13 protein-coding genes are annotated in these 23,404 nt (G+C 41.8%); 10 read left to right on the plus strand and 3 right to left on the minus strand.

Annotated features, from left to right (window positions below; all coding sequences use genetic code 11):
* Positions 1 to 6 precede the first annotated feature (6 nt).
* From KTHG_RS01400 to KTHG_RS01410, 3 genes are all read left to right on the plus strand, one after another.
* Positions 7 to 1,545 (plus strand): glycosyltransferase, encoded by a 1,539-nt coding sequence (locus KTHG_RS01400; RefSeq protein ID WP_020189130.1) that lies wholly within the window; start codon positions 7 to 9, stop codon positions 1,543 to 1,545.
* Positions 1,546 to 1,891: 346 nt separating this feature from the next.
* Positions 1,892 to 2,461 carry a TetR/AcrR family transcriptional regulator gene (locus KTHG_RS01405; protein ID WP_020189131.1) on the plus strand — a complete coding sequence of 190 codons (570 nt, stop codon included), beginning with the start codon at positions 1,892 to 1,894 and terminating at the stop codon, positions 2,459 to 2,461.
* A gap of 84 nt (positions 2,462 to 2,545) precedes the next feature.
* A complete protein-coding gene (locus tag KTHG_RS01410) occupies positions 2,546 to 5,851 on the plus strand; it encodes a YhgE/Pip domain-containing protein (RefSeq protein ID WP_020189132.1) in 3,306 nt (1,101 codons plus the stop codon).
* Between the two features lie 57 nt (positions 5,852 to 5,908).
* On the opposite strand, the gene tagD is transcribed toward KTHG_RS01410, so the two are convergent.
* Both tagD and KTHG_RS01420 read right to left on the minus strand, forming a co-directional pair.
* Complete coding sequence (gene tagD / locus KTHG_RS01415) at positions 5,909 to 6,298, minus strand: glycerol-3-phosphate cytidylyltransferase (RefSeq protein ID WP_020189133.1); 390 nt, start codon at positions 6,296 to 6,298, stop codon at positions 5,909 to 5,911.
* Between the two features lie 13 nt (positions 6,299 to 6,311).
* Positions 6,312 to 7,463, minus strand: coding sequence for a CDP-glycerol--glycerophosphate glycerophosphotransferase (locus KTHG_RS01420; RefSeq protein ID WP_020189134.1), 1,152 nt, complete (start codon positions 7,461 to 7,463; stop codon positions 6,312 to 6,314).
* A gap of 278 nt (positions 7,464 to 7,741) precedes the next feature.
* Between KTHG_RS01420 and KTHG_RS01425 the strand changes: the two genes are divergently transcribed.
* From KTHG_RS01425 to KTHG_RS01435, 3 genes are read left to right on the plus strand one after another with little or no spacing between them, the layout of a single operon-like run.
* Entirely contained in the window at positions 7,742 to 8,551 is an 810-nt protein-coding gene (locus KTHG_RS01425; protein WP_020189135.1) for an ABC transporter permease, read from the plus strand.
* Between the two features lie 11 nt (positions 8,552 to 8,562).
* Positions 8,563 to 9,360 (plus strand): teichoic acids export ABC transporter ATP-binding subunit TagH, encoded by a 798-nt coding sequence (gene tagH / locus KTHG_RS01430; protein ID WP_020189136.1) that lies wholly within the window; start codon positions 8,563 to 8,565, stop codon positions 9,358 to 9,360.
* A gap of 53 nt (positions 9,361 to 9,413) precedes the next feature.
* A complete protein-coding gene (locus KTHG_RS01435; protein WP_020189137.1) occupies positions 9,414 to 10,958 on the plus strand; it encodes a glycosyltransferase in 1,545 nt (514 codons plus the stop codon).
* A gap of 494 nt (positions 10,959 to 11,452) precedes the next feature.
* On the opposite strand, the gene KTHG_RS01440 is transcribed toward KTHG_RS01435, so the two are convergent.
* A complete protein-coding gene (locus KTHG_RS01440; RefSeq protein ID WP_020189139.1) occupies positions 11,453 to 12,007 on the minus strand; it encodes a thioredoxin family protein in 555 nt (184 codons plus the stop codon).
* A gap of 116 nt (positions 12,008 to 12,123) precedes the next feature.
* On the opposite strand from KTHG_RS01440, the gene KTHG_RS01445 reads away from it, so the two are divergent.
* The 4 genes from KTHG_RS01445 (at position 12,124) to KTHG_RS01460 (ending at position 23,244) form a co-directional block, all read left to right on the plus strand.
* A complete protein-coding gene (locus tag KTHG_RS01445; RefSeq protein WP_020189140.1) occupies positions 12,124 to 13,650 on the plus strand; it encodes a glucosaminidase domain-containing protein in 1,527 nt (508 codons plus the stop codon).
* Between the two features lie 343 nt (positions 13,651 to 13,993).
* Positions 13,994 to 17,032 (plus strand): glucosaminidase domain-containing protein, encoded by a 3,039-nt coding sequence (locus KTHG_RS01450; protein WP_020189141.1) that lies wholly within the window; start codon positions 13,994 to 13,996, stop codon positions 17,030 to 17,032.
* 361 nt (positions 17,033 to 17,393) lie between these two features.
* Positions 17,394 to 18,941: a GW dipeptide domain-containing protein gene (locus KTHG_RS01455; RefSeq protein WP_020189142.1), complete on the plus strand. Its 1,548-nt coding sequence runs from the start codon at positions 17,394 to 17,396 to the stop codon at positions 18,939 to 18,941.
* 625 nt (positions 18,942 to 19,566) lie between these two features.
* Entirely contained in the window at positions 19,567 to 23,244 is a 3,678-nt protein-coding gene (locus tag KTHG_RS01460) for a hypothetical protein (protein WP_020189143.1), read from the plus strand.
* Positions 23,245 to 23,404: the final 160 nt, after the last annotated feature.

A 23,404-nucleotide genomic window follows, 5' to 3' on the forward strand; every position in this document is an offset into this window, starting at 1 on the left:
GAAGCGATGACAAAACGCACAGTATTTATGGTTGTATGGGATGTAGATGTTCATAAGGGCGGCATCAATAGTGTCATGTTCCGTCGTACCCATATGTTTAATAACGAGCGCTACCGCAGTAATATCGTGACGTTCGATGATAAGCAGTATGGCTATGCGGAGGTTGAAAAACAGCTGCATGACGACGGTCGACTTGATAGCGAAGCTTCTATTATTAATGTCTATGATTATTACCGCAAGAAAATGACGCGCGATAAAAATGTCAGTGACGAGGACCGCGAGCATTACGAGCAGCTTCATAAGCGTGAAGAAAAAGGCTATAAAATACAGGATGATGAGCAGGCGACGCTGTACTTTTTAAATGGCCAGTTCGTAAAGCATAAAAAGTGGGATACGAACGGACAACTTGCAAGCATTGATTACTATTATTCAAATACGCGTGTCATCGCTTATACCGAGGAGTACCATCCTGAGGGCTATTTGATTCGTAAATCGACGTACCACCCGAAAAACGGGGGGCTCAATCAGATTTTACATTATACGCCGGATGGTCATTGCTACTTAGCGCGCTGGTTTAATTCAGGCACAGGCAAGCAGCAGCGTATTGTGCTGTTTGGCACCGATAAAAAAGAAGTTGTGTCATTTGAAAATAATACGGAGTTTCACACATATTTCTTAGAAGAGCTTGCAAGGGCTGAGGATACGAAGCCATACTTTATTTGTGATGGTCCTGGTTCTGCGACGAAGCTTCAAAAGATGTCGCCATCACTTGCGCATCGGATTTACGCCATTCATACAACGGTGTATGAAGAGCCATTTACGCAGGGGAGCGAGCTGAAGGACAATCATAAGCGTTTATTTGCGAATAAAGAAGCGCATGTACCGGTTGTCGTGTTAACGGAGCATCAAAAAGCCGATTTAGAAGCGGATTTTGGCGATAACTTTGATTATCATGTCATTTCACATGCGATGAATGTACGCCAAAATGTAGTAGAGAAGAAGCCATTTGTTGCGTCGATTGTTAGTCGACTAGCACCTGAAAAACGTATCCATTTAGCGATTCGTGCATTTAAATTAGTTGTGCGAGAAGAGCCGGATGCGATTTTGAATATTTATGGTACAGGTGATGAAGAGCCTGAGCTACGCAAGCTGGTTCGTAAATTAAAATTAACGAATCATGTGTTCTTCAAAGGCTATACGACCAATGCGGATGATGTGTTTGCAGAGTCGCAATTTACGATTATTACGTCGCTTTATGAGGGACAATCACTTGTCGCGCTAGAGGCGTACGCAAATAAAACAGCGGTTGTCGCATTTGACATTAACTACTTAGTAGAAGAAATGTACGATAATCCGAAGCTCGCATCGGTTGTACCGGATGGCGACAAGGAAGCCTTATCGGATGCGATGATTGAATTATTTAAAGACCCAGCGCGTGCAAAAGCGATGGGTGAGGCAGGGTATGAACTTGTCAAAAATCACTATCATTTTGCGGATCAGTATAAAAAATGGGATGCCTTGTTTTCAGAACTAGCAGCAAAATAATCACTTTAGCTGAAAAAAAGCATCGATGGAGTGCGGGAAAGTCATTTTTCCGCACTTTTTTTAGGCCATTTTTTTGTGTTGGCGCATGTTATTGAGTACAAGCTCGTCAGATGATAGATTAAATATAGAAGAAGTTTCACCAGCTTCTTCTACCTTAACCCATTCACTTTTTTCGAAAGAAAGCGCATATCCCGGCGCTTTTTTTTCGTTTGTTAGAAATCAATCCATCATTCTTTTACGCAAAACGGTTGAATTTTTTTAGAAAGGTGATAGAATGAATGACTAGATGACCGGATTAGGTTTCTGGTCAGTTTTAGAGAAAATACGAGAGAGAGAGTTGAGTGACATGGATCGCCGTACAGAAATTATCGAAGCAGCACGTCAGTCATTCACTTTATTTGGCTATAAAGCAACGACAATGGACCAAATCGCAAAACTTGCAAAGGTCGGTAAGGGCACGATTTATACGTTCTTCAAAAACAAGGACGTATTATTCGAACATATTGCGCTTCAAATGGTTGCAGAGATGAAGCGAGAGGTAGAAGCGGTTATTGATCATGACCTACCATTTACGAAAAATGCACATCATGTGTTAATGAAAATTTTAGAATTTCGTGAGATGCATAAGCTTTATGCCAAATTAATTGAAGAAGAAAAATCAATGAATACACCAGAAGTTCATACGATGATGACGAAGATTGAGGATGCGCTGCTATCGTTCTTAGAGGAGCGAATCGAGTATGCGGTGTCAAAAGGTGAAATGGTCGCAAATGATACGCGATTAGTGGCGTACTTGTTGCTGAAAGCTTATCTTGCAGTTGCCGTTGAATGGTCAGATTATCATGAAAACGAGCTGACAGAAGAGCAAATCATTGATCTTTTCCAAGGTACGATTTTTAGAGGGCTTACACCCTAATCGTATTTTTTTGCTCAAAAATGACTAATTGAAGGAATTGGTCAGTTGGTATTTCGGAATATAAAATAAAGGAGGGTCACATGCATGTTTAAAGAAGAATGGAAGCAGATTTTTTCAAATAAAATGCTCATGATTTCATTAGCAGCCATTTTATTTGTTCCAATCATTTACGCAGGCATGTTCCTATGGTCTTTTTGGGACCCGTATGGCAAATTAGATAAAGTACCTGTTGCTATCGTCAATCAAGACGTTGGGGCAAAGGTAGAAGGCAAAGAATTAACAGTCGGTGATGACTTAGTCGATGAATTGCTGAAAGATAAAAGTTTAGATTTCCATGAGGTAACAGAGGAACAAGCGCAAAAAGGGTTAGATGATCGAAAGTATTATATGTCGATTGAAATCCCAGAAAACTTCAGTGAAAATGCAGGAACTTTATTAGATAAAGACCCTGAGAAAATGACACTGAAATATAAACAAAACCAAGGCTTAAACTTCTTGGCATCGCAAGTTACTAATTCAGCGATGGAAAAAATTCGTACGAAAGTGAATACAAAAGTAGCCGAAACGTACTCAGAGCAATTATTCGATAATATTAAAAAAATGAGCGATGGCTACGGTGACGCTTCAAAAGGTGCGAAAAAATTAAAAAATGGCTCTAAAAAATTAGCCGATGGGACAACGGATTTACAAGACGGTATTCTTCAAGTGAAGGATGGCTCGATCCAACTGAATACAGGTGCTGCAGATGCGGAATCAGGTGCTACAGAGCTACATAGCGGGATCGTTTCAGCAAAAGACGGTGCACTTCAACTTGATACAGGGATTGGCTCTGCGAAAGATGGCTCCAATCAATTAGCAACAGGGATTACGTCAGCGAAGGATGGCTCACAACAATTAGCAGATGGTGCAACATCTGCAAAATCAGGCTCTGAGCAATTAAATACAGGAATTACGTCAGCGAAAGACGGTTCACAACAGCTAGCAGACGGTGCTACTTCCGCGAAGGACGGTTCGAAGCAGTTGAAAGACGGCATCGGTTCAGCGAAAGATGGTTCACAACAGCTAGCAGACGGTGCGAAATCTGCAAAATCAGGGTCTACACAATTGAAAGACGGGATTAACTCTGCGAAAGATGGTTCACAACAACTAGCAGACGGTGCAACATCTGCAAAATCAGGCTCTAAAAAACTTGAAGACGGTGCAAAATCAGCGACAACAGGTTCTGAAAAAGTAGCGGATGGTGCAAAAAAAGTAGCAAGTGGTGCTAGTGACTTAGCCGATGGTGCGGGTCAGTTCCAAGATGGCACACAGCAATTAGCCGATGGTGCGACAAAGCTTCAAAAAGAAGGGACAGGTAAGCTTGTCACATCACTTACCGAACAGCAACCACAAATCAATGAATTGAATAAAGGTGCAACTGATTTATCAACAGGATTAAATACTTTAAATGAAAAAATCTCATCTCTTGCAGATGCGGCTAACCAATTAGCGATAGCATTAGATGCTGTTCCAACATCAACAGATGAGACAGCACCACTGAAAGATGCAGTCGAAAAAGCAAATGCGGTCACAGCAGATGGCGCACAAACAGCAGCCAGTGCGGATGCAAGTGCACAAGCATTAGTTGATCAAATTAATGCCTTAGAAATAGACGAAAGTCAAAAAGCGGCATTACTTGAAGCGGCAAATGCGACAAAGGATGCCACAGCAAAAGCAGCGACTGCAGCGAACTCAACAGCCGATGCTCAAAAAACAATTTCTGATACAGCGAGCAATCTACCATCAAAAGCGGACGTAACTGAAAATGCGAAAGCATTATCAAAAGCCGTTGCGGAAGGTTTAAATGGTACAGAGCAAACAGTCGGAATTAAAGGCGCTGTGAATCAATTAGCAGCAGGCTCAGATGAATTAGCAGCAGGAACAACGAAACTTGCAGACGGCTGGGATAGCTCAATTGCCGGCGCTAATGAATTAAATGATAGCGCGAAACAATTAGCAAGCGGTGCCACTGAATTAAACAGTAAAGTGCCTGAATTACAGCAGGGCGCAAGTGAATTAAGTGACGGCGCTTCAGCAGTGGCAACAGGCGCGACCGATTTAAATAGTGGACTTGGAAAACTTTCAACAGGTGCAACTGATTTAAATAAAGGTCTCGGTACACTGGCAACAGGCGCGACCGATTTAAATAGCGGACTTGGTCAACTTCAAACAGGTGCGACAGATCTTAATAAAGGTCTCGGCACACTGGCAACAGGTGCGACTGATTTAAACGGTGGCCTTGGAAAGCTTCAAACTGGCGCGACCGACCTTAACAATGGTCTCGGTACACTGGCAACAGGAGCGGGCGACTTAAACAATGGTTTAGGTCAACTCCAAACAGGTTCAACTGATTTAACAACTGGCTTAGGTCAGCTTATAACAGGTGCTAATGACTTAAATGGTGGTTTAGGTCAATTACAAACAGGTGCAGGTAACCTACAATCTGGTATGACACAATTAGCAGATGGCTCTGGCTCACTTGTATCTGGTCTTGGTCAATTAGATGAAGGTTCCAATTCACTGAAAACAGGTCTCGGTGATTTACACAAAGGTACAGGCGACTTAGCAGACGGTTCTACGGAACTTGCTGATGGTTCTACTAAATTACTAAACGGTCAAAATGACTTAACAGACGGTTCGAAAGAGCTTCAAACAAAACTTGCAGATGCCAAAGACGAGGCAGATGTCGATGCAGATGAAAAAACATACAATATGGAAGCAGAGCCAGTCGAGCTTGATAAGAAAGAGCAAAATGCGGTAGAAAACTACGGTACAGGCTTTGCACCATACTTTATCTCAATGGGTCTTCTCGTTGGGGCACTTGTTATTACGGTTATTTTCAATGTGACACATCCTGCCGTACAGCCAACAAGCGCAAGTGCGTGGTACTGGAGTAAAACGTCTGTATTACTTGTGATGGGCTTCTTCCAAGCAATCATCATCGTAACAGTCGTGAAATTATTCCTTGGCCTCCATACAGAAAATCTCTTTGCGGTCTATCTCATGGCGCTTGTCGCAAGCTACACATTCATTGGACTTGTACAAATGCTCGTATCGATCTTCAATGATGTCGGTCGTTACATTATGCTTGTGTTTATGGTGATGCAATTAACATCAAGTGCGGGTACATTCCCACTTGAAATGCTACCAAGCTTCTTCCAAAAATTAAATACATTCATGCCAATGACGTATTCAATTCAAGGATTTAAAGCAGCTATTTCAACAGGCGATATGCCGTTCTTCTGGAAAAATATCGCGGTACTTGTTGTCGTAGCAATCGTAGCTTATGCGATTACATTTATGTACTTCCTATTAGTATTTAAAAAACGCCATAGCGCAACAAAAGCTTAATAAGGCATACAAAAAAGCACTCAACAGCCTGTTGAGTGCTTTTTTCCTCTTTTTAATTTAATGCTCGCTTAAATCTGATTTCACTTTCGTTGTAGAAATACCATCTGTGCGCGGAAGGTAGATGACTTCACAGTATTCTTTTAAGAAGTCAAATTCACCCTCCCAGTCATGACCCATGACGAACGTATCGACGTCGTATTTTTGAACGTCTGATATTTTTTGCTCCCAGTTTTCTTCTGGAATCACGAGGTCCACGTAACGGATGGCCTCTAAAATCTGTTTGCGTTGCTCAAACGGGTAATACGCTTGCTTATGCTTCATCGCATTAAACTCATCTGTGGAAATGGCAACAATTAGCTTGTCACCGAGGGCTTTCGCACGACGCAAAAGATTTATATGTCCGACATGCAGTAAATCGAATGTTCCGTATGTAAGAACGGTCTTCATTTACAAATCACTCCTATTTCAGTAAGTAGTCTACAAGCTTTTGTGCGGTATGACCGTCTGAGTAGCAATTCCACTTTGCAGCAAATTGCTCAACCTGTGGTAAATCAAAGTCCATATGCATCAGTGTGTGCACAAGCTCCTCGTCGCTATCAACGACAGGACCTGGCACAACCTGGTCATAGGAATCCCAAAAACCGCGGCTCATTTGGTACTGTTCTAAATCATATGGGTAAAAAATTTGTGGCTTGCCAAGAAGTGCAAATTCGTACGGAATCGATGAATAATCACTCACCAAGTAATCGGTGACAAGCAGCAAATCGTTTACGGATAATTTGTTTGCTACATTGATAATATATGGATGACGGAAGGCATTTAAATCATGCACGACCGCTGGATGCAATTTAATCACTAATCGATAGTCATCGCCAAGCTGTGATGCAATTTTGACGAAATCGAGTGGGATTTGTTGCTGTGATAATTCATTGTCACGGAAAGTCGGTGCGTACAGGACGACCTTCTTACCGCGCAACTCTGGATACGTGTCGTACACCTTATCCATTGTCTCGTTCTTTGCTTTCTCATCAAAGAAGAAATCAGTACGTGGAATACCTGTGTGTAAAAACGCATTGCTCTCTTTTTGGAATGCTCTCGCAAAAATTTGAGCCATAAACGGTGAGCCAACGACAATCTTATCCATTTCCTCATACACCTTTGCAATACGCTTTATTGCTCTTGGTGTGCGATAAGTCAAGCTTGGGTCGGCCATCCCAAATTTCTTTACGGCACCAGCCGCGTGCCAGAGCTGAATGACTTCCACTTCGTCGTTAAAATGACAGACGCTAAGAATGGCGGCATAGTTGTCGATTAGGACAGTACGTGCCGTAGCGAGTCGTTTCAAGCCGCGCAAATACTCAAAAGGTTTTGTCGGCTTAAATGAAACAATTTCGCCTACACCAGCGTCTTTAAAAGACGTTTTACATTTGCCGGTTTTTAAAACGACAACATCCTGATAGCCTCGTCGACCAAGTTCTTTCGTGACATATTCGGCATTGTCACCGAAATCACATAAAAAAACGATGTTATTTGTTTTTTTAGACAGCTTAAATGTGTTAAAAAAGATTTTATTGACGATTAAAAAGAGGGTAATGATCCATTCTTTTCTCATACAGTCACCTGTTTTCTAGATAGAATTGAAAACCCTAACGCCTATTATAGCGCAAAATTGAGCTCGATTGAACAAGAGCTTTTCACTAACAAAGAAGCAGAAAAAGGAAATAAGGCTTCAAAACAAGAAATTTACAGTGAAAATGACACGGTTTACAACCCGTCAAAAGGTAGAGAGATTTCGACAAAATTCTCTTTTTTCGCAAGTTTCAGCGAATGTTCTATGTTATACTATGATGTGGATTATTAACCTAATTTCGTGGAATTGAGGAACACTACATGAAAGATTTAATCAAAATCGTAAAAGAGCAAATCAGCTCCTTTTACTTGATTCAGCGTTTGGCAAAGTTCCAAATGCGAATCGATAACAACAACAATTATTTAGGCGTTGTCTGGGAAGTATTAAATCCAGCAATCCAAATGGTGATGTACTGGTTTGTATTCGGTTATGCAATGAACCGTAATGAGCCAATTGATGGTATGCCATACGTCCTTTGGATGCTCGCCGGTATTTCATTCTGGTTCTTTATCAACAAGGCCATTTTAGACGGCTCAAAGTCGATTTACCAGAAGTATAATACCGTCGCCAAGATGAACTTCCCACTATCAGCCATCCCTAGCTACATTATTACAAGCAAATTTTACAGTCATCTAGCGCTCGTTGGAATTATTATGATTGTTTTCTGGTTTAGTGGTTACTTACCAACTATCTATTATATACAGCTTCTATTCTTTATCCCACTAAGCTATTTATTAGCCTTTTCGATTACGCTTTTAACGTCGACATTAACCGTCGTTGTGCGTGATTTACAAATGCTAATCCAATCATTACTACAAGCGATGTTCTTTATCTCGCCAATTTTATGGGACCGTTCAGACAAATTCCCTGACTGGCTAGCGAACATCTTACAGCTGAATCCGTTTTACTTCCTAGCAAATGGCTACCGCGCCGCGTTATTAAACGGCGAATGGTACATCATTACGCACTGGGAGCTAACACTTTATAATTTAGCACTTATTTTCGTGTTCCTATTCTTAGGCGCGAAAGCACACTTCAAGTTCAGAACACGCTTCTCTGACTTCATTTAGGAGGATTTACGGTGGCAAAAACAGTTATTTTAAAAAATGTGACGAAAACGTATTCAATGTATGAATCGAAATCCGAGCAACTCACCGACCTACTTCTTCCATTTAAAAAGAAGAAAGGGCGTAAGTTCGATGCGATTGAAGGCATTACGTTTTCAGTAGAAGAAGGCGATATCGTCGGGCTTGTCGGCATTAACGGCTCCGGTAAATCGACGCTATCAAATATTATCGGCGGCCTCACACCTGCCTCTTCAGGCGAAGTCATCGTTGAAGGGGAAGTAAGTGTCATCGCCATTAAGTCTGGTCTATCAAATAATTTAACAGGTAAAGAAAATATCGAGTTTAAATGTTTATTGATGGGCTATAGTAAAGAAAAAATCGAGGAAGTTATGCCAGCAATCATTGAGTTTTCAGAGCTAGGCGATTTTATTAATCAGCCTGTAAAGCAATACTCAAGCGGGATGAAGGCAAAACTAGGCTTCGCGATTAGTGTCACAGCAGACCCAGATGTTATCGTCATTGACGAGGCATTATCGGTTGGGGACCAAACCTTTACAGACAAATCATTAGCTAAAATGATGGAATATAAAAAACGTGGCAAGACGATTTTCTTCGTCAGCCATAATACAAAACAAGTCGAGAACTTCTGTACGAAAATCGCTTGGATTGAAGGCGGTCATTTACGCGAGTTTGGACCAACCAATACGGTCATGAAAAACTACCGCGCCTTCATACGTAAATATAATAAGTTATCTGAAACAGAACAGAAGGCCTTTCGTGATAGCCTTGCCGCAGGACGAAAGCATGACTAAACAAGGGGCTAGCCAATTACTGGCTGCCTCTTTTTAATTGGGGGGAACGAACAATGCGAAAAACCATTTTCCTAACGATGTGGAACTTATCAATCAAACCATCGGGCATGAATCGCTCGGTTTTTAAACAAGCAAAGCAATTTTTAAAGCATGGCTACCAGCCGGTCATTTTAACGATGGATTTTTCATTTGATTATCCACAAATCACGCGTGAATTAAAGGCATTCGGCTTTATTCCAGACGCAGTGCCCGTGCTGAATGTCTATGATTATTACGCTGAAAAATTTAACGAAAAATCAATGTCTGCCGCACAAAAAGCCTATTACGAAAACAGCATTACGAAGTTTGAAGAGGGATACTGGGTAGAGGATGATGGCGATACGGCGCGCTACTTCGTCAACGGCGTCTATACGAAATATAAGCGCTGGGACAAAAATGGTCAGCTCATGATCGTCGATGAGTTCGATGACAACCGCGTGCGTACAAGCCGCCGCGAGTTTCACCCGGATGGCTATTTAGCCCGCGAAACACTGTATCACCCGGCGAATAATAAACGAAATCAAGAGCGCTACTTTACACATAGCGGCTTTTGCTATTTAACGATTTGGTACAACAATGAAACAGACCGTCAGCAGTCCGTTTTCCTATTTGACCCGAGCTATTCAAAGGCGATGGTCTTCCCGTCGATGAAGCAGCTACAAACTGCGTGGATCGATGAATTAGTAAACCTAGAAGCAGTGAAGCCAATCATTATTGCAGAGCAACCTTCAACAGTCGAGCGCGTGAGCAATCTTGAACATGACAATGCCAGCCGTATTTATATGCGTCATACAAGTCATGTCGAAAGCTTCGAGCCACTTGTAATGGAGAAGGATGCCGCCATTTTACTGCAGGTGATGCCAAAGGGTTATCCAATCGTCGTGACGACAGAAGCACAGCGCCGCCACCTAGAGCAAACGATTGGCGACCGCGAGAATGTGTTCGTCATGCCGGATTACTTTGAGTCAACGGAGCCGGATGTCGTGCGTGATATGAAAAAATTCGTCTCCGTGTCATCCTATGATGCAGGACATGCAACGAGTGAATTAATCGATGCCTTTAAGCTTGTAGTCGACAAGGACCCAGAGGCGAAATTAGCGCTTTACGGCAAGCTAACGAAGCAGCGTAAAGAAGCGATGAATAAACAAATCGCGAAGCTGAAGCTAAAAGACGCCGTCACTGTGCACGGCTATCAATTAAATATTGATGAGGTGCTAGCTGGTGCTGTTGCTAATGTGATTGTGTCAGAATCCGATGGTCAGTCATCGAGCATTGGCGAAGCATTCGCTAACGGCACACCAGTCATTGCCTACAATGTGGCCTTTGGTGCAGCCGAAGCCATTACAGACGGTGAAACTGGCTTGCTTGTTGACGCGCATAATGTCGAGGCACTTGCAGAGGCCATGATTGACATGCTCGATGAGGACAAAGCGAAGAAAATGGGCGCGGCAGCGAAACAGCAGGCCGAAGCGCGCTACACAGCCGAGCTTTACAGCAAAAACTGGCTTGCGCTACTTGATCATATCGAGGCATATACACCAAAAGCGCCGTTAATTTAATAAAAAAGGAATTGTGCATAGGGAACTGACCTACGAAAGTGAGACAAAGAAAAAGACAATATCTTTCAGCTGAATTTGACGGACGCTTTCCTGGGGCATGGCGGAAGCCGCCTCGCTCGCAAGCTCACTGCGGGGTCTTCCACTCATGCTAGGGGGACCCCCCCTCTAGGAGTCGCCGTCAAATTCTTATTTACGATCTTTTTTGTATACACCATGCCGTTACCTTTATCAAATGTGATAGTTCATACGGGCGTTATCAGCGGGCGTGTCTTTACCGGACATGCCCATGATAGCGTCTTTTTCTTTGTCTGCTTGCTCATACTCATCTACAATTTCTTCATCTACTGTCTGTTTAGATGCACCTTGGTCTTGTGCGACAAAATTATCTCTCGTCGAATACGCTTTTTTCGCGCATAAAAAAACACTTCCAACGATTTTTCTTCGTGAAAGTGTCCTTTTGTTCTTATATTGTTCCAGATGGTTAAGTTTTTCGCCTATAATGCCGCGGTTACGACGCGTTTAATATCTTCATACACCCATGACCAGCATTGTGATTCGGCGATGTATTTTTGTTGAAGACCACCATATAGTGCTTTTTCAGCTGCTGCATAGCCTTCATCTTCTTTTGGCGGAAGCTCAGCGCGACCATTCACGACTAATAATTGAAGCTCTGGTGCACGAGGACCCCATTTTGCGACAACCTCGCCAGCTTCATTTAATACTAAATAAATCGGAATCGCACGGCCACCATTTGTTAAATAGTTGTCGATTAAATCGGTATCTGCATCACGGAAAGCGGCGCGCATTTCGATACCAGCGGCCTCCGCAATTTTTAGCATGATCGGGTTGTTTAGCATCGCATCGCCGCACCAGTTTTCAGTGATTGCTAAAATTTTATGACCTGCTAAACGCTCCGCAAAGCCGTCATTCGGTACGTCGAACTGGTTATAAATTTTTTCAGTGCCTTCCTTTAAAAAAGGTACGTCCATTTGTGCAATATAGTCGTGCATTGGTAGTGCTTCGTCAAAATATTGTTGTTCAGTTTTCATGATAATTCCTCCCTTTTCTCCTATTGTGCCTGATAGCTGGGAACTTTTACAACTAGAAAACCTCAAGAACTGGACGATATGTAGGGTAGTGAATGAATGAAAGAAGGTATAGGAATATGAAAACATGGTTGCTCGCACTTAGTATGATGATCGGCTGCTTTTTATTTTTAGAAATGCCGGCCGATGCCACCGAGAAAAAAACAAATCAAATTGCACAGCTGACGAGCAGCAAGGTGTATATTTACAAAAAAGCAGATGCGAAGGCATCAAAATCAAAGGCGGGGAGTCGCGCAAACCACTCGTATTATGTGCGCCGCGTGGACGGTACATTTTATCGTATCGAGCAGGGTTCTAAAACGATTGGTTGGGTTAAAAAAAACAATCTAAAGCTGTATAACCGAAAAACTATTTCGGCGAAAAAGGACGTCAAATACATTATTGGCCTACAGAAGGCATACGCCATGCCACTCGCGCGTGACACAGAGGTAGTCTACGATTTGTCACAATATGTCGCCAAAAAAATCACGATGGTCCAGTACGAGACCATTGGCACCGAAAATTGGTATAAAGGAAAAATGGGCGGTAAATACGTCTGGTTCCCAGAAGATTCGGTGACGATGTACGGCTATGCCGCGATGAATTTACATAAGGCATCCTCCATTTCAGTGAAGGAGATGCGCGCCTTTTTACTGACGAAGGGCAAGACGCCAGACAATATTTTATATAAGCTGGCACCATCTTTTATTGAGGCACAAAAGGATACCGGCATTAACGCGCAGTTTATGTTTGCGCATGCCATTTTAGAAACGGGCTGGGGAAGCTCGGTCATTGCACAATATAAAAATAACTTCTTTGGTTACCAGGCGTATGATTCATGCCCGGTGACGTGCGCGATGTATTTTCCAAGCGGCACAAAGGGCTTAGATTATTACGCCTATAAAATCCATACGAATTATTTAGCGGAAAATGGCCTTTATTATAACGGTCCGTCTGCGCTCGCGATGAATGTACGCTATGCCTCAGACCGCGCCTGGGCTCAAAAAATCGCCAATCTTATGGAGCAAATGAAACCGTATAATGCTACTGAATATAAAAAGAAAAAAGCGGTGGCGATGACCCTTGCAGCGCCGAAAAACTATGCGCATATTATACCTGAGAAAAAGGAGCAGCCTGTTCATTTTAAAGCGATGCCACCGAATATGACCGCGACAACGAAGGAAATGACAACTGTCTATGCGCTGCCATACACGTACGCGCGTACACTTGGCACGTATGCGGCGAAAAAGAAAATTAAGCTCACAGCCTATCATAGTGATGTGCGCGATGTAGCGATTAGCACGACGAAAATGGCGCGCTGGTACCGTATTGACTATGACGGGACACAAGGCTGGGTGCGCAGTGATCATCTCACAACGAAAACACTTGGCTTTATTACCGAAACGACGACCGCGCATTCAAATGCTGGCTCAAACTATTCGACCGTCTCGAATGCACTCGCCTATTCACCGATTCAATTTGTGCTAAAGGACAATAAAAAGGTCACAAAAATGGATAGTGCCAAGGCGAAATGGTATAAAGTGTACTTAACTTCAGCACCGAAAAAAGCGGTGTGGGTGAAATCAAACTATATTAAAACGTATTAATGCGAGACAAAAAACGTGCGATTAGCACGTTTTTTTGTGCAAAATCGCCCCTCAGAGACCGAAAAACTACCCGAAATTGCGTTTTTTGGGAGGGCTTGTAGTTCGTTTCATCGTATATATCCTGCAATTTTGGCGATAAGTGCCAGTTTTTCGCATAGAGTTGTTAAATGGCACATATTATCAAATAAGCGCTGTGTCCAAACCCCACTTTTGGCGTTTTCATTTTGTAGCGCAACGTGAAAATGTGTAAACAATTCCAATGATTTAACTAATATTGGTACACAAATAAATCATTTAGCATGGTATAGTGAAAGTAGATAAGTAAATGGAAGGTGGAAGTTTGATGAGAAATTATTTAAAACCGGCTGCGGCAACCTGTCTTGCGGCAACACTGATGACAAGCCCGCTAACATCGCCTTTACTGGCACAGGCAGCGACAGAGCAGGCTACAACGACGAAGGTGAGCTTTATCGCGCAGGCGAAATCTGCGAAGACACCAATCTATGACAAGGCTGGCGACAAAAAGGTAAAGACGCTTGCAGGGACGGAATATACGAATGAAATGTTTTATGTGCGCACAAAAACGGTTGTAGCGGGCACGACGTATTATCAAATTACCCGCAGTGCATCGGATGCGGCGACAGCGATTGGCTGGGTGAAAGAGAAGAGCTTGAAACTAGCTGCATTTAGCTATATGAAAAATGATGCCACCGCAAAGACATTAAATGGCACAGGCATCGCCTATACGCGACCAGGTGGCCAGGCACGTAATATGATGTTCAAAAATTTAAGTGCCTATAAAAATAAAACCTTTACGCCACAGTCTACCGCAAAAGTGGGCAATGAAATATGGTATTTAGGTAAGGTCGATACATATACAGTATGGATTAAAGCAGCGAGTGTGGGGACTGTCGAAGCATCGAAGCCAGAGGACAAGCCGGCTGTGAAGGCAGAGGCAGTGAGCTATGTGGCCAATGCGAAATCAGCGAAGACACCGATTTATAAAGAAGCGGGCGACAAAAAATCCTTGATGCTTGCGGGTACGGCCTATACGAATGAAACATTTTACGTGTATCAAAAAAAGGTCATCAATGATATTGCCTATTTTGAAATTACACGTAAAAAAGACGGCGAGGCAATTGGCTGGGTGAAGGAAAAGAGCCTGAAGCTACAAACGCTTAAAATCATGCCAAATAGTACGAAAACCTTCTATATAAAGGGGACAGGTAAGGGCTATACACGACCAGCCGGCGCCTCGCGTAATGTGCTGTACAAATCACTAGCAGCTTATAAGGACACAGCATTTAAGCCAACCTCAAAGGTGAAAGTTGGTACGAAAAACTGGTATACAACAAAACTTGGCGGCAATACAGTTTGGCTGAAGTCGAGTGATATCACAACGAAAAAGCCTGTGCCACCTACACCGGAGGAGCCAGATACCGTCGTTATTGTGGAGGAAGCCATTGAGGCAGTCGCAAGCATTACGAAAAGTACCGCAAAGGCCATCCCTTCATTAAAGCAGCCAACGAAAACCGTCGCGATTGATGCGGAAGATATCAATGTGACGCAGTTTATCGACAAAAAGGCGATGATTGATGATGCGGTGTACTATGAATTTGCGGATATTGGTTTTGTGTCAGAAGCGGATGTTAAAGTCGCAAGCTATACGAATGAGCAGAACCTAAACGACACCCGTACATTAAAGGGGACAGGGCGTGGCTATTCAGTACCAGGTGCGAGCCGAGCAGGTGAAGCGGTGCTATCCACGCTTGCGGCACTTGCCAATACAGACTTTAAAGTCGAGCGTTCGGCACTCGTTGATGGCAAGCTGTGGTATTACGGCAGTACCGTCAACGATGTAGACATCTGGACAGCTGCGACAAATACGACCGATAAAAAAGCGCCAGAGCCCGCAAAGCCAACGTATACGAATGTGAATTTACAGGCGAGTATCGTTAGTGGCACCGTACCGATTTATGCGGATGTTGAAAATCTTGCGAGCGTACGCAATTTGTCAGCCGCAGAAAAGGCACAGCGCTATGCGGCACTACGCAAGGCAGTGACAGCGGACGGGGCCGTATATTATGAACTGAGCTATAACGGCGAGGTGAGCGGCTGGGTTTCAAGTAAGTACTTAACACTTGAGGAGGAGCCGACTGCCGAGGTAGCCTCGCTCTTTCTAACAGGACAGGGTAAGGCTTATAGTGAAGCGGGTAATAAGGGGACGGTCATCTATAGCTCGCTTGATGCGTACCGTACAGAGGGGTTTATTCCAAAAACGTCCCGCACGATAAATAATGTCATCTATTATAACGGTACACTGGGCGGCAAAACGGTATGGATTTCTTCTGCTCATTTAGCCAATCCCTTTTACGTCGAAAACCTACGGAAAACATCCACGATTACAAAGGCTGAAATGGAAGCCTATTTAGTAAAGAAAAAAGGGACAGCTATTCAATCGAATGCACTCTATAAAGCCATTCCAACGTTTTTAGCGGTGCAGGAGAAATACGGCATCAATGCGCAGTTTATGCTGGCACATGCGATTTGGGAGACGGGCTGGGGTAGCTCGGAAATTCTGTATTATAAAAATAATGCCTTTGGCTACCAAGCCTATGACTCATGCGCGAAGACATGCGCCATTTACTTCCCAACGATGAATGACGGCGTCGAATACTATGCCGATCAAATCTATCATAAATATTTAAAAGACGGCGCCATTTACAATAATGGCACAACGCCAGCTGGCATGAACGTCAAATACGCGACCGATAAAAACTGGGGTGGCAGCATCGCACGCTTAATGAATGAAATGAAGGCCTATGACCGCACGTATTACGACAAAAAGGCCGCGTCAACGAATGAACCGGCGCGCATTACCGCACAGTATGATCATATTATTCCGGCGAATCAGCCACAGCCCGCATCATTCCGTACGATTAATGGGACAGCGACTGTGACGACAGTAACGAAGCTGTATAATATGCCATATGTCAATTCCACACGCGAAATTGCGACCGCTAAAGTAGGGGATAAGCTGAATATCGTCGCGTACCACGAGGATGTGCGTGATACGAATGCATCGCGCTGGTTCCGCATTGATTATAACGGCATGCAGGCGTGGGTGCAGTCAGCAAATCTATCGATTCCGAGCATTGCATCGGCGGTGAAGGACAATACCGTTATTTGGAGCGAAGCGGGCACGCCAGCAGCGCTGTCAATTGGTATATTAAGTAAAAATGCACATATCAATGTGATTTTAGATGAAAATGGCAACGCTATTAAATCAAAGGATACATCTGGTGCGAGTTATATCAGTGTACAAATGCCTAATTCTACGAAAGTTGGCTGGGTGAAGGAAGTAGAGCTACGCCTTTTCTAAAAAAATGCTTAAAAGAGATGTACGAGCAATCGTACATCTCTTTTTTTATTTCTATATCATAAGACTTAAAAAACGAGAATATATAAACTTAAAAGTAAAATTAAGTATAGATATACACTGTATTAGTAAATACCTAAAAATGGTAAATCTCGCTGTAAAGGTCTAAAGATATGCAATAACAGCAAAATAAATTAGTTCCTAAGACCTTTTATATTGTCCGATATATGTGATGTAGGGTAGAGCTAAAGTATATATTGATATCAAAAACGGTTCTAATCATCTATGAAATGTAGGACTAAAATAAGTATCAAAATGATATATTAAAACGCAGAGAGAAAAAAATAAAGGTGGTAAAGAGAAGATGAAAAAATCTTGGAAGATAGTAGCGGCCATGGGGATGGCTACAACAATCATGACAGCACCAATGACAATAAACGGAACGAAAGACGTGCAGGTGGCGCAGGCAGCGACAAAAACGACAGCGATTACCTACATGGGACAAATTGATAATCCAAAAACGGCTATTTACGACGCGCCTGCCGGCAATAAATTCGATACAGTCGATACATTGTATTCAAAAAACAGCTTTTATGTGCATAAAAAGGCTGTCGTCAATGGCGTGACGTACTACCGTATTTCACGAAATGAGAACCCAACATTCGGTGCCATTGGCTGGGTGAAGGCCTCAACAATTAACGTAAAAAAAATGACGGAGCAAAAAAATGTCGTTAAAGCACACCCAATGAACGGGAAAGGCAATGCCTATTCACGTCCAGATGGTGGCGAACGGAATATTTGGCATTCATTAAAAGACTATAAAAACCGTCAATTTTATCCGCAACGTACGGTAAAAGTAGGCACAGCGATTTGGTATTACGGAAAAGTAGGCGCACGCAATGTGTGGATTTCAGCGGATAGCCTATCAGAAAAGGTCGATACAGCTGGTGCCACAACAGAAGCAACGAATGTCAGCTATATGGGGATGCTGCATAGCACAGCAAATGTGATCTACAAAACAGCTGGCGGTGCAAAGCTACAAACAGCCGGTACCCTGTATACAGAAAATAACTTCTACGTCCATCAAAAGAAAATCGTCAATGGCGTAACGTATTATCGCATCTCACGTAATGAAAGCGCGAGCAGTGAAGCAGTTGGCTGGGTGAAATCTGCTGCGATTGAGCTTGCTTCATTAAAGGCACATGCGAATGTGACGGAAAACTTCAAACTAACAGGGAAAGGCAATGCCTATTCACGCCCAGCAGGTGGCGAGCGCAACATCTGGCATTCACTAAACACCTATAAAAATACAAACTTCCGTGCGAAAGAAACCGTCGAAGTAAACGGTGAGCTTTGGTACTATGGTACAGTTGGCGTACGCAATGTCTGGGTATCTGCAGCTAGTGTGACCGATTCAATCACGCAAACGGGCAATACAGCGACTACTAAAACAACCGCTGTTAGCTATGTAGGACAAGCAAAATCAGCGAAGACACCTATCTTCCGCGTTGCCGGGAAATCAAGTACCAAATTTTTAGCAGGTAAAAGCTATACAAATGAAACGTTCTATATATATAAGAAGAATGTTGTAAAAAATACGACCTATTACGAAATTCGCCGCAGCCAATCAGGTGATATCATTGGCTGGGTGAAAGATAAGAGCCTAACAAAGCAAACGCTGAAGTTCACAATCAATACGAAGGACAGCTTTACAATTGACGGGACAGGGAAGGGCTATACACGACCAAACGGAAAATCACGCAATATCCTGTACACAACGATGAAGCCCTTCGCAGGTGATACATTCAAGCCAACATCAACAGCCATTATTGGCAACGACACATGGTATGTTGGACAGCTTGGCACAAAAACAGGCTGGGTAAAAGCCTCACAAGTAACGAAAATAAAGTAATGACGAGTAAAAGCATCTCTCAGTTTATACAGGGGGATGCTTTTTTGTGATTTTAGATAGCAAGAAAGTCCCTGAATGTGATTTACTAGGTAAATCGCCTGATTCGACAAAATCCGATAGATGCGAATATTCTTATAAATGTTCAGTAGAATAGCTAATTTGAATGTAACAATTGTAATATTACTTACATAACTAATGTTAAAATATGTAAAAGAATGTTGATATTAACCAAAAGAAATTCACTATATAATAGGAAGAAACTCTATATGAAATGACGGCTAATTAGATATCGATTGTTACAAAATCATAGAAATCGCTCAAAATAGACAATTCTGTGACATGAAAGGACTTAAAAACAATACTTTGGAATTAAACAATCGTATTTAATATCACTTTTATGATGAAAATAATAAGTATCTATTCTATACGAGGTTTATAAGAGTAAGAATTTGATTTTGTTATTAATATAGTGATATCTTCCTTGTTAAGTAGAATTATTTGGTAGAAAAAAAGGTGGAAATTCTCCTACGATTGGACGATAATTAGGCTAAGCATGATTAGTTGATACACTTTTCGCAGGAAGCGAGATGACTAATCATATCTAATTAAGGGAGGATTTTCATTCATGGGAAAACACAAAATCATTAAATCTGCAGCAGCAGTAGCACTTACTGCATCTGTAGTAGCAACAGCAGCAGCACCAGGCGCATCAGCTGCTTCATACAAAACAAACGCTAAGGATCAACTAGTACACACTTCTACAGGTAAACTAGTGAAAGGTTGGAAAGTATTCGGCGGCAAACTTTACAAAAACGGTAAATTAGCTCCAGCTAAAAAATACAAAATCATCGGTACTGGCGCAGCTCAAAAATTATTCTACGGCCCAACACTTAAAAAAGGCTACAAAACAGCTAACAGCAAAACTTTACTATTCAAAGATGGTAAATTAGCAGATGGTTGGAAACAAGCTGGTAAAAACGAACGTCTATACAAAAACGGTAAACTTGATAAAGGTTACACAGTTTACACGAACGTTGAAGGCGACAAATTCCTTTACCAAAACGGTAAACTTAAAAAAGGCCAAAAAACAGCAACACGCGGCGGCGAAACATTATTATTCGTTGACGGTAAACTTGCAAAAGGCTACGTATTACACGAAGCTTCTAAAACATTATTCAACAACGGTAAAGTTGCTGAAGGTTTAGTAAAATACCCAGAAACAGACGGTAAATTCTACAACGACGGTAAATTAGCGAACGGCGAAATCAACGGCGCTGAGTACAAAGACGGCGTACTTGTAGCGAAAGATATCGCTTCAGTAAAAGCGATTAACGGTACAACTGTTGAAGTAACATTCAAAGAAGCTCAAAAAGCGGACGATGTTAAAGCTGCAGATTACAAAATCGAAGGCTTAGAAGTTAAAAACGCAGCAGTTAAACAAACTGACTCCAAAGTTGTTGTATTAACTACTTCAGCTCAAGAAGCTGCTAAAGAATACACATTAGTGTATAAAGAAGCTGATACAAAAACATTCACTGGCGTATCTGCAGTAATCCCAACAGGTATTGCTCTTACTAAAGCATCTCAACAAGGTGTAATTGGTAAAGAAGTAACTGTAGAAGCACAAGTTAAAGTTGCAGAAGGTCAATCTAAAGCAGGTATCCCTGTAACAATCGTAGTTGACAGCAACAAAGATACAAACAATGGTGGTTCTAACAACGTAGCATCAGACAAAAAAGTAGAAGTTTACACAGATGAAAACGGTGTAGCTAAATACTCTTACACTCAATATGCTTCTCCATCAGAAGATACAGTAACAGCTTACCCAACAGGTGATGCATCAGTTAAATCTGTAGCTGGTATCGTATACTGGGGTCAAAGCACACGTTTAGCTCTTACAGAAGTAACTGAAGGTAACACTTTAGCGAACGGTGCTAAAAAAGTTTATAAAGTTTCATCTCCTGAAAATGCAAATGGCTACATTAACATCGCATTTAAAGAAAATATTAACGTAACTCCAGATAAATTAGTTCGTGACGTAAAAGTTACAGATGCAGCTGGTCAAGTTCTTGCAATTCAAGGTGCTCAACAAGGTGATTACCCTTACCAAGTAACTACTGGCGGCGTACAATATACTCAAGTAAAACTTAATGCAAATGGTGAAACTACATTCACTTTAACTGGTAATGATGCAGCAGTAACACCAATCGTATTTGCTGACGGTAAATACACAGATGGACAATCAAAATATACTGGTGATGCTAAATACCAAGAAACAGAATTACAAGCACAAGCTCCAACTGTAACATTCGCAGCTCAAGCTACTCAAGTAATCACTGTAGATGCTAAAGGTACTGTAAACGCAGCAGCAGCAGATAACAATGTTTCAGCTAAAGATGCAAATCTTGGTGGTCGTGATTATACTGTAACTGTTAAAGGTACAGACGGTAAAATTGCTCCTAAAGGTACAAAAGTCTTAGTTGGCTTCAAAAAAGGCGATGTTAAAGGCGACGTAAAAGTATTCGGTTATAACGCAAAAGGTGAAGTAGTAAATCCTACAACTTCAACTGTAACAACTGACGGCGCTATCAGCACTGTTAAAGAATTTGAAGTAGATGCAAAAGGTCAAGTAACATTCCGCGTAGCAGGTGAAAAAGACGCATTTGCAAAACCAACTGTATTTATCAACAATGGTGATAAATCTGGCGCTGTAGATAATAAATTAGATGATAAAGATACACAAACAACAGCTGAAACAACTTACTTCTTAGCTTCAAAAGTTGCGGATGCTAAGTTAGAAGTAAATGACTTAGATAAAAAAGTTAATGCTGGTGAAACTGCTGTATTCACATATAGCGCATTAGATCAAAACGGTTTCGTATACGCATTAGATAACGACACTAAAGCAACATTTGAAGTAACAGCTAAATTTAGCGATGTAAAAGTTACAGTTGAAGGTCAAACAGAAAAAACTGTAAAAGCAGGCCAAACTGTAGCATTCGACGGTATTGCACTTAATGTAAACGGTCAAGCTAAATTATCTGTAAAAGCAACTAGCCCAGCAGACGTAATAGTAAACGCTTCAGCAACTAAAGTATTACCAAACAAATCAGAATCAATCTCATTCGTAGGTACTACAATTGCAATTCCAACAACAACAGTTGAAGCTGTAAATGTAGCAGCAAAAGCTGGCGACAAGGATGCAGTAAAAGAAGCTCTTAAATCAGTAGATGAGTTTGCTAACGCTAACTTAACTTCAGTAGAACAAGATGAGGCAGTAGCTAATATCATTAAAGCTGTTAAAGAAAATGGTTCAGTCACTTCAACAAAAATCAAAGAAATCTTAAAAGCAGCAGGTAATGATACAACTACACCACCAACAGAAGAAACAACAGCTAAACAAGTAGCAGATGCGATCAATGCTTCTAATGGTACACAAGCAGAAGTAAAAGCAGCACTTGCTAAGAACGCAGCATATAAAGCATTAACTGCTGATCAAAAAGTAGTAGCTGAAAAAGCATTAACAGCAGTAGTTAATAATAATGGCTCTGTAACACCTGTAGAGGTAACAGGTAAATTAGCTGAAGCAGCAAAAGTATCTACATTACAATCTGCTAAATATACTGCAGCTGTAGCGGCAGTACTAGCAACACCAGCATTATCAAAAGTAACTACTAAACTAGCAGCAGAAGATATTAAATCACCAGCTACAAGTAAATTTAATGGTTTCAAAATTAACTTTGTAAATGCAGCAACACCAGCTACTTATACAACTGTTGATACTACTGCAACATTAGATGCAGCTAAAAAAGAAATCAATGTAGTATTAGGTGGTACTAATTCGTTTGCTAATGGATTTGTGATCGATGCAACTGGACAAGCTGTAGTAGATGCTATCCAAGCAGCAACAGGCGCAACATTTACTGTAACAGCAGCAGATGCTGTTATCCAAACACTAGATGGTGAAACAGTTGAATTAGGTACAGAAGGTAAAGATGCAGTAACGGCAACAGAAGCAAAACTAGAATTAACATTCGATGCTAATGTAGCAACAACAGCAACAGCAGAAGTAGTTGTAGGTGGTACAACATTTACAGCAGATACAACTAACCTAACATCAACTGCTTCAGGAAAAACTGTAGTATTTGAAGATGTAAACGGAGGCTTAACTCCAATTACAGCAGCAAATACAGTTCTAGCAGCATCGCCTGAAGTAGCATCTGTAACTGGAATCACTTACACTGATACTACAACTGCAGTAGCTATCCCAACTGCAGATAAAGCAGTAAAAGTAACAAAATAATCCAACCCATACCTCTCTTATGGATGGAACGGAAATAAAATGACGTAGTCTTTTTCCCCTAACTCTCGTAGTTAGGGGTTTTTCTTTTGTCTTAAACACGACTTCAAACAACTATTATTTCTTTGAATACAATCGTAGCCTATTCCTTAACGGGAATGGG

Source organism: Kurthia sp. Dielmo (genome assembly GCF_000307285.2).
Classification (GTDB): domain Bacteria; phylum Bacillota; class Bacilli; order Bacillales_A; family Planococcaceae; genus Kurthia; species Kurthia populi.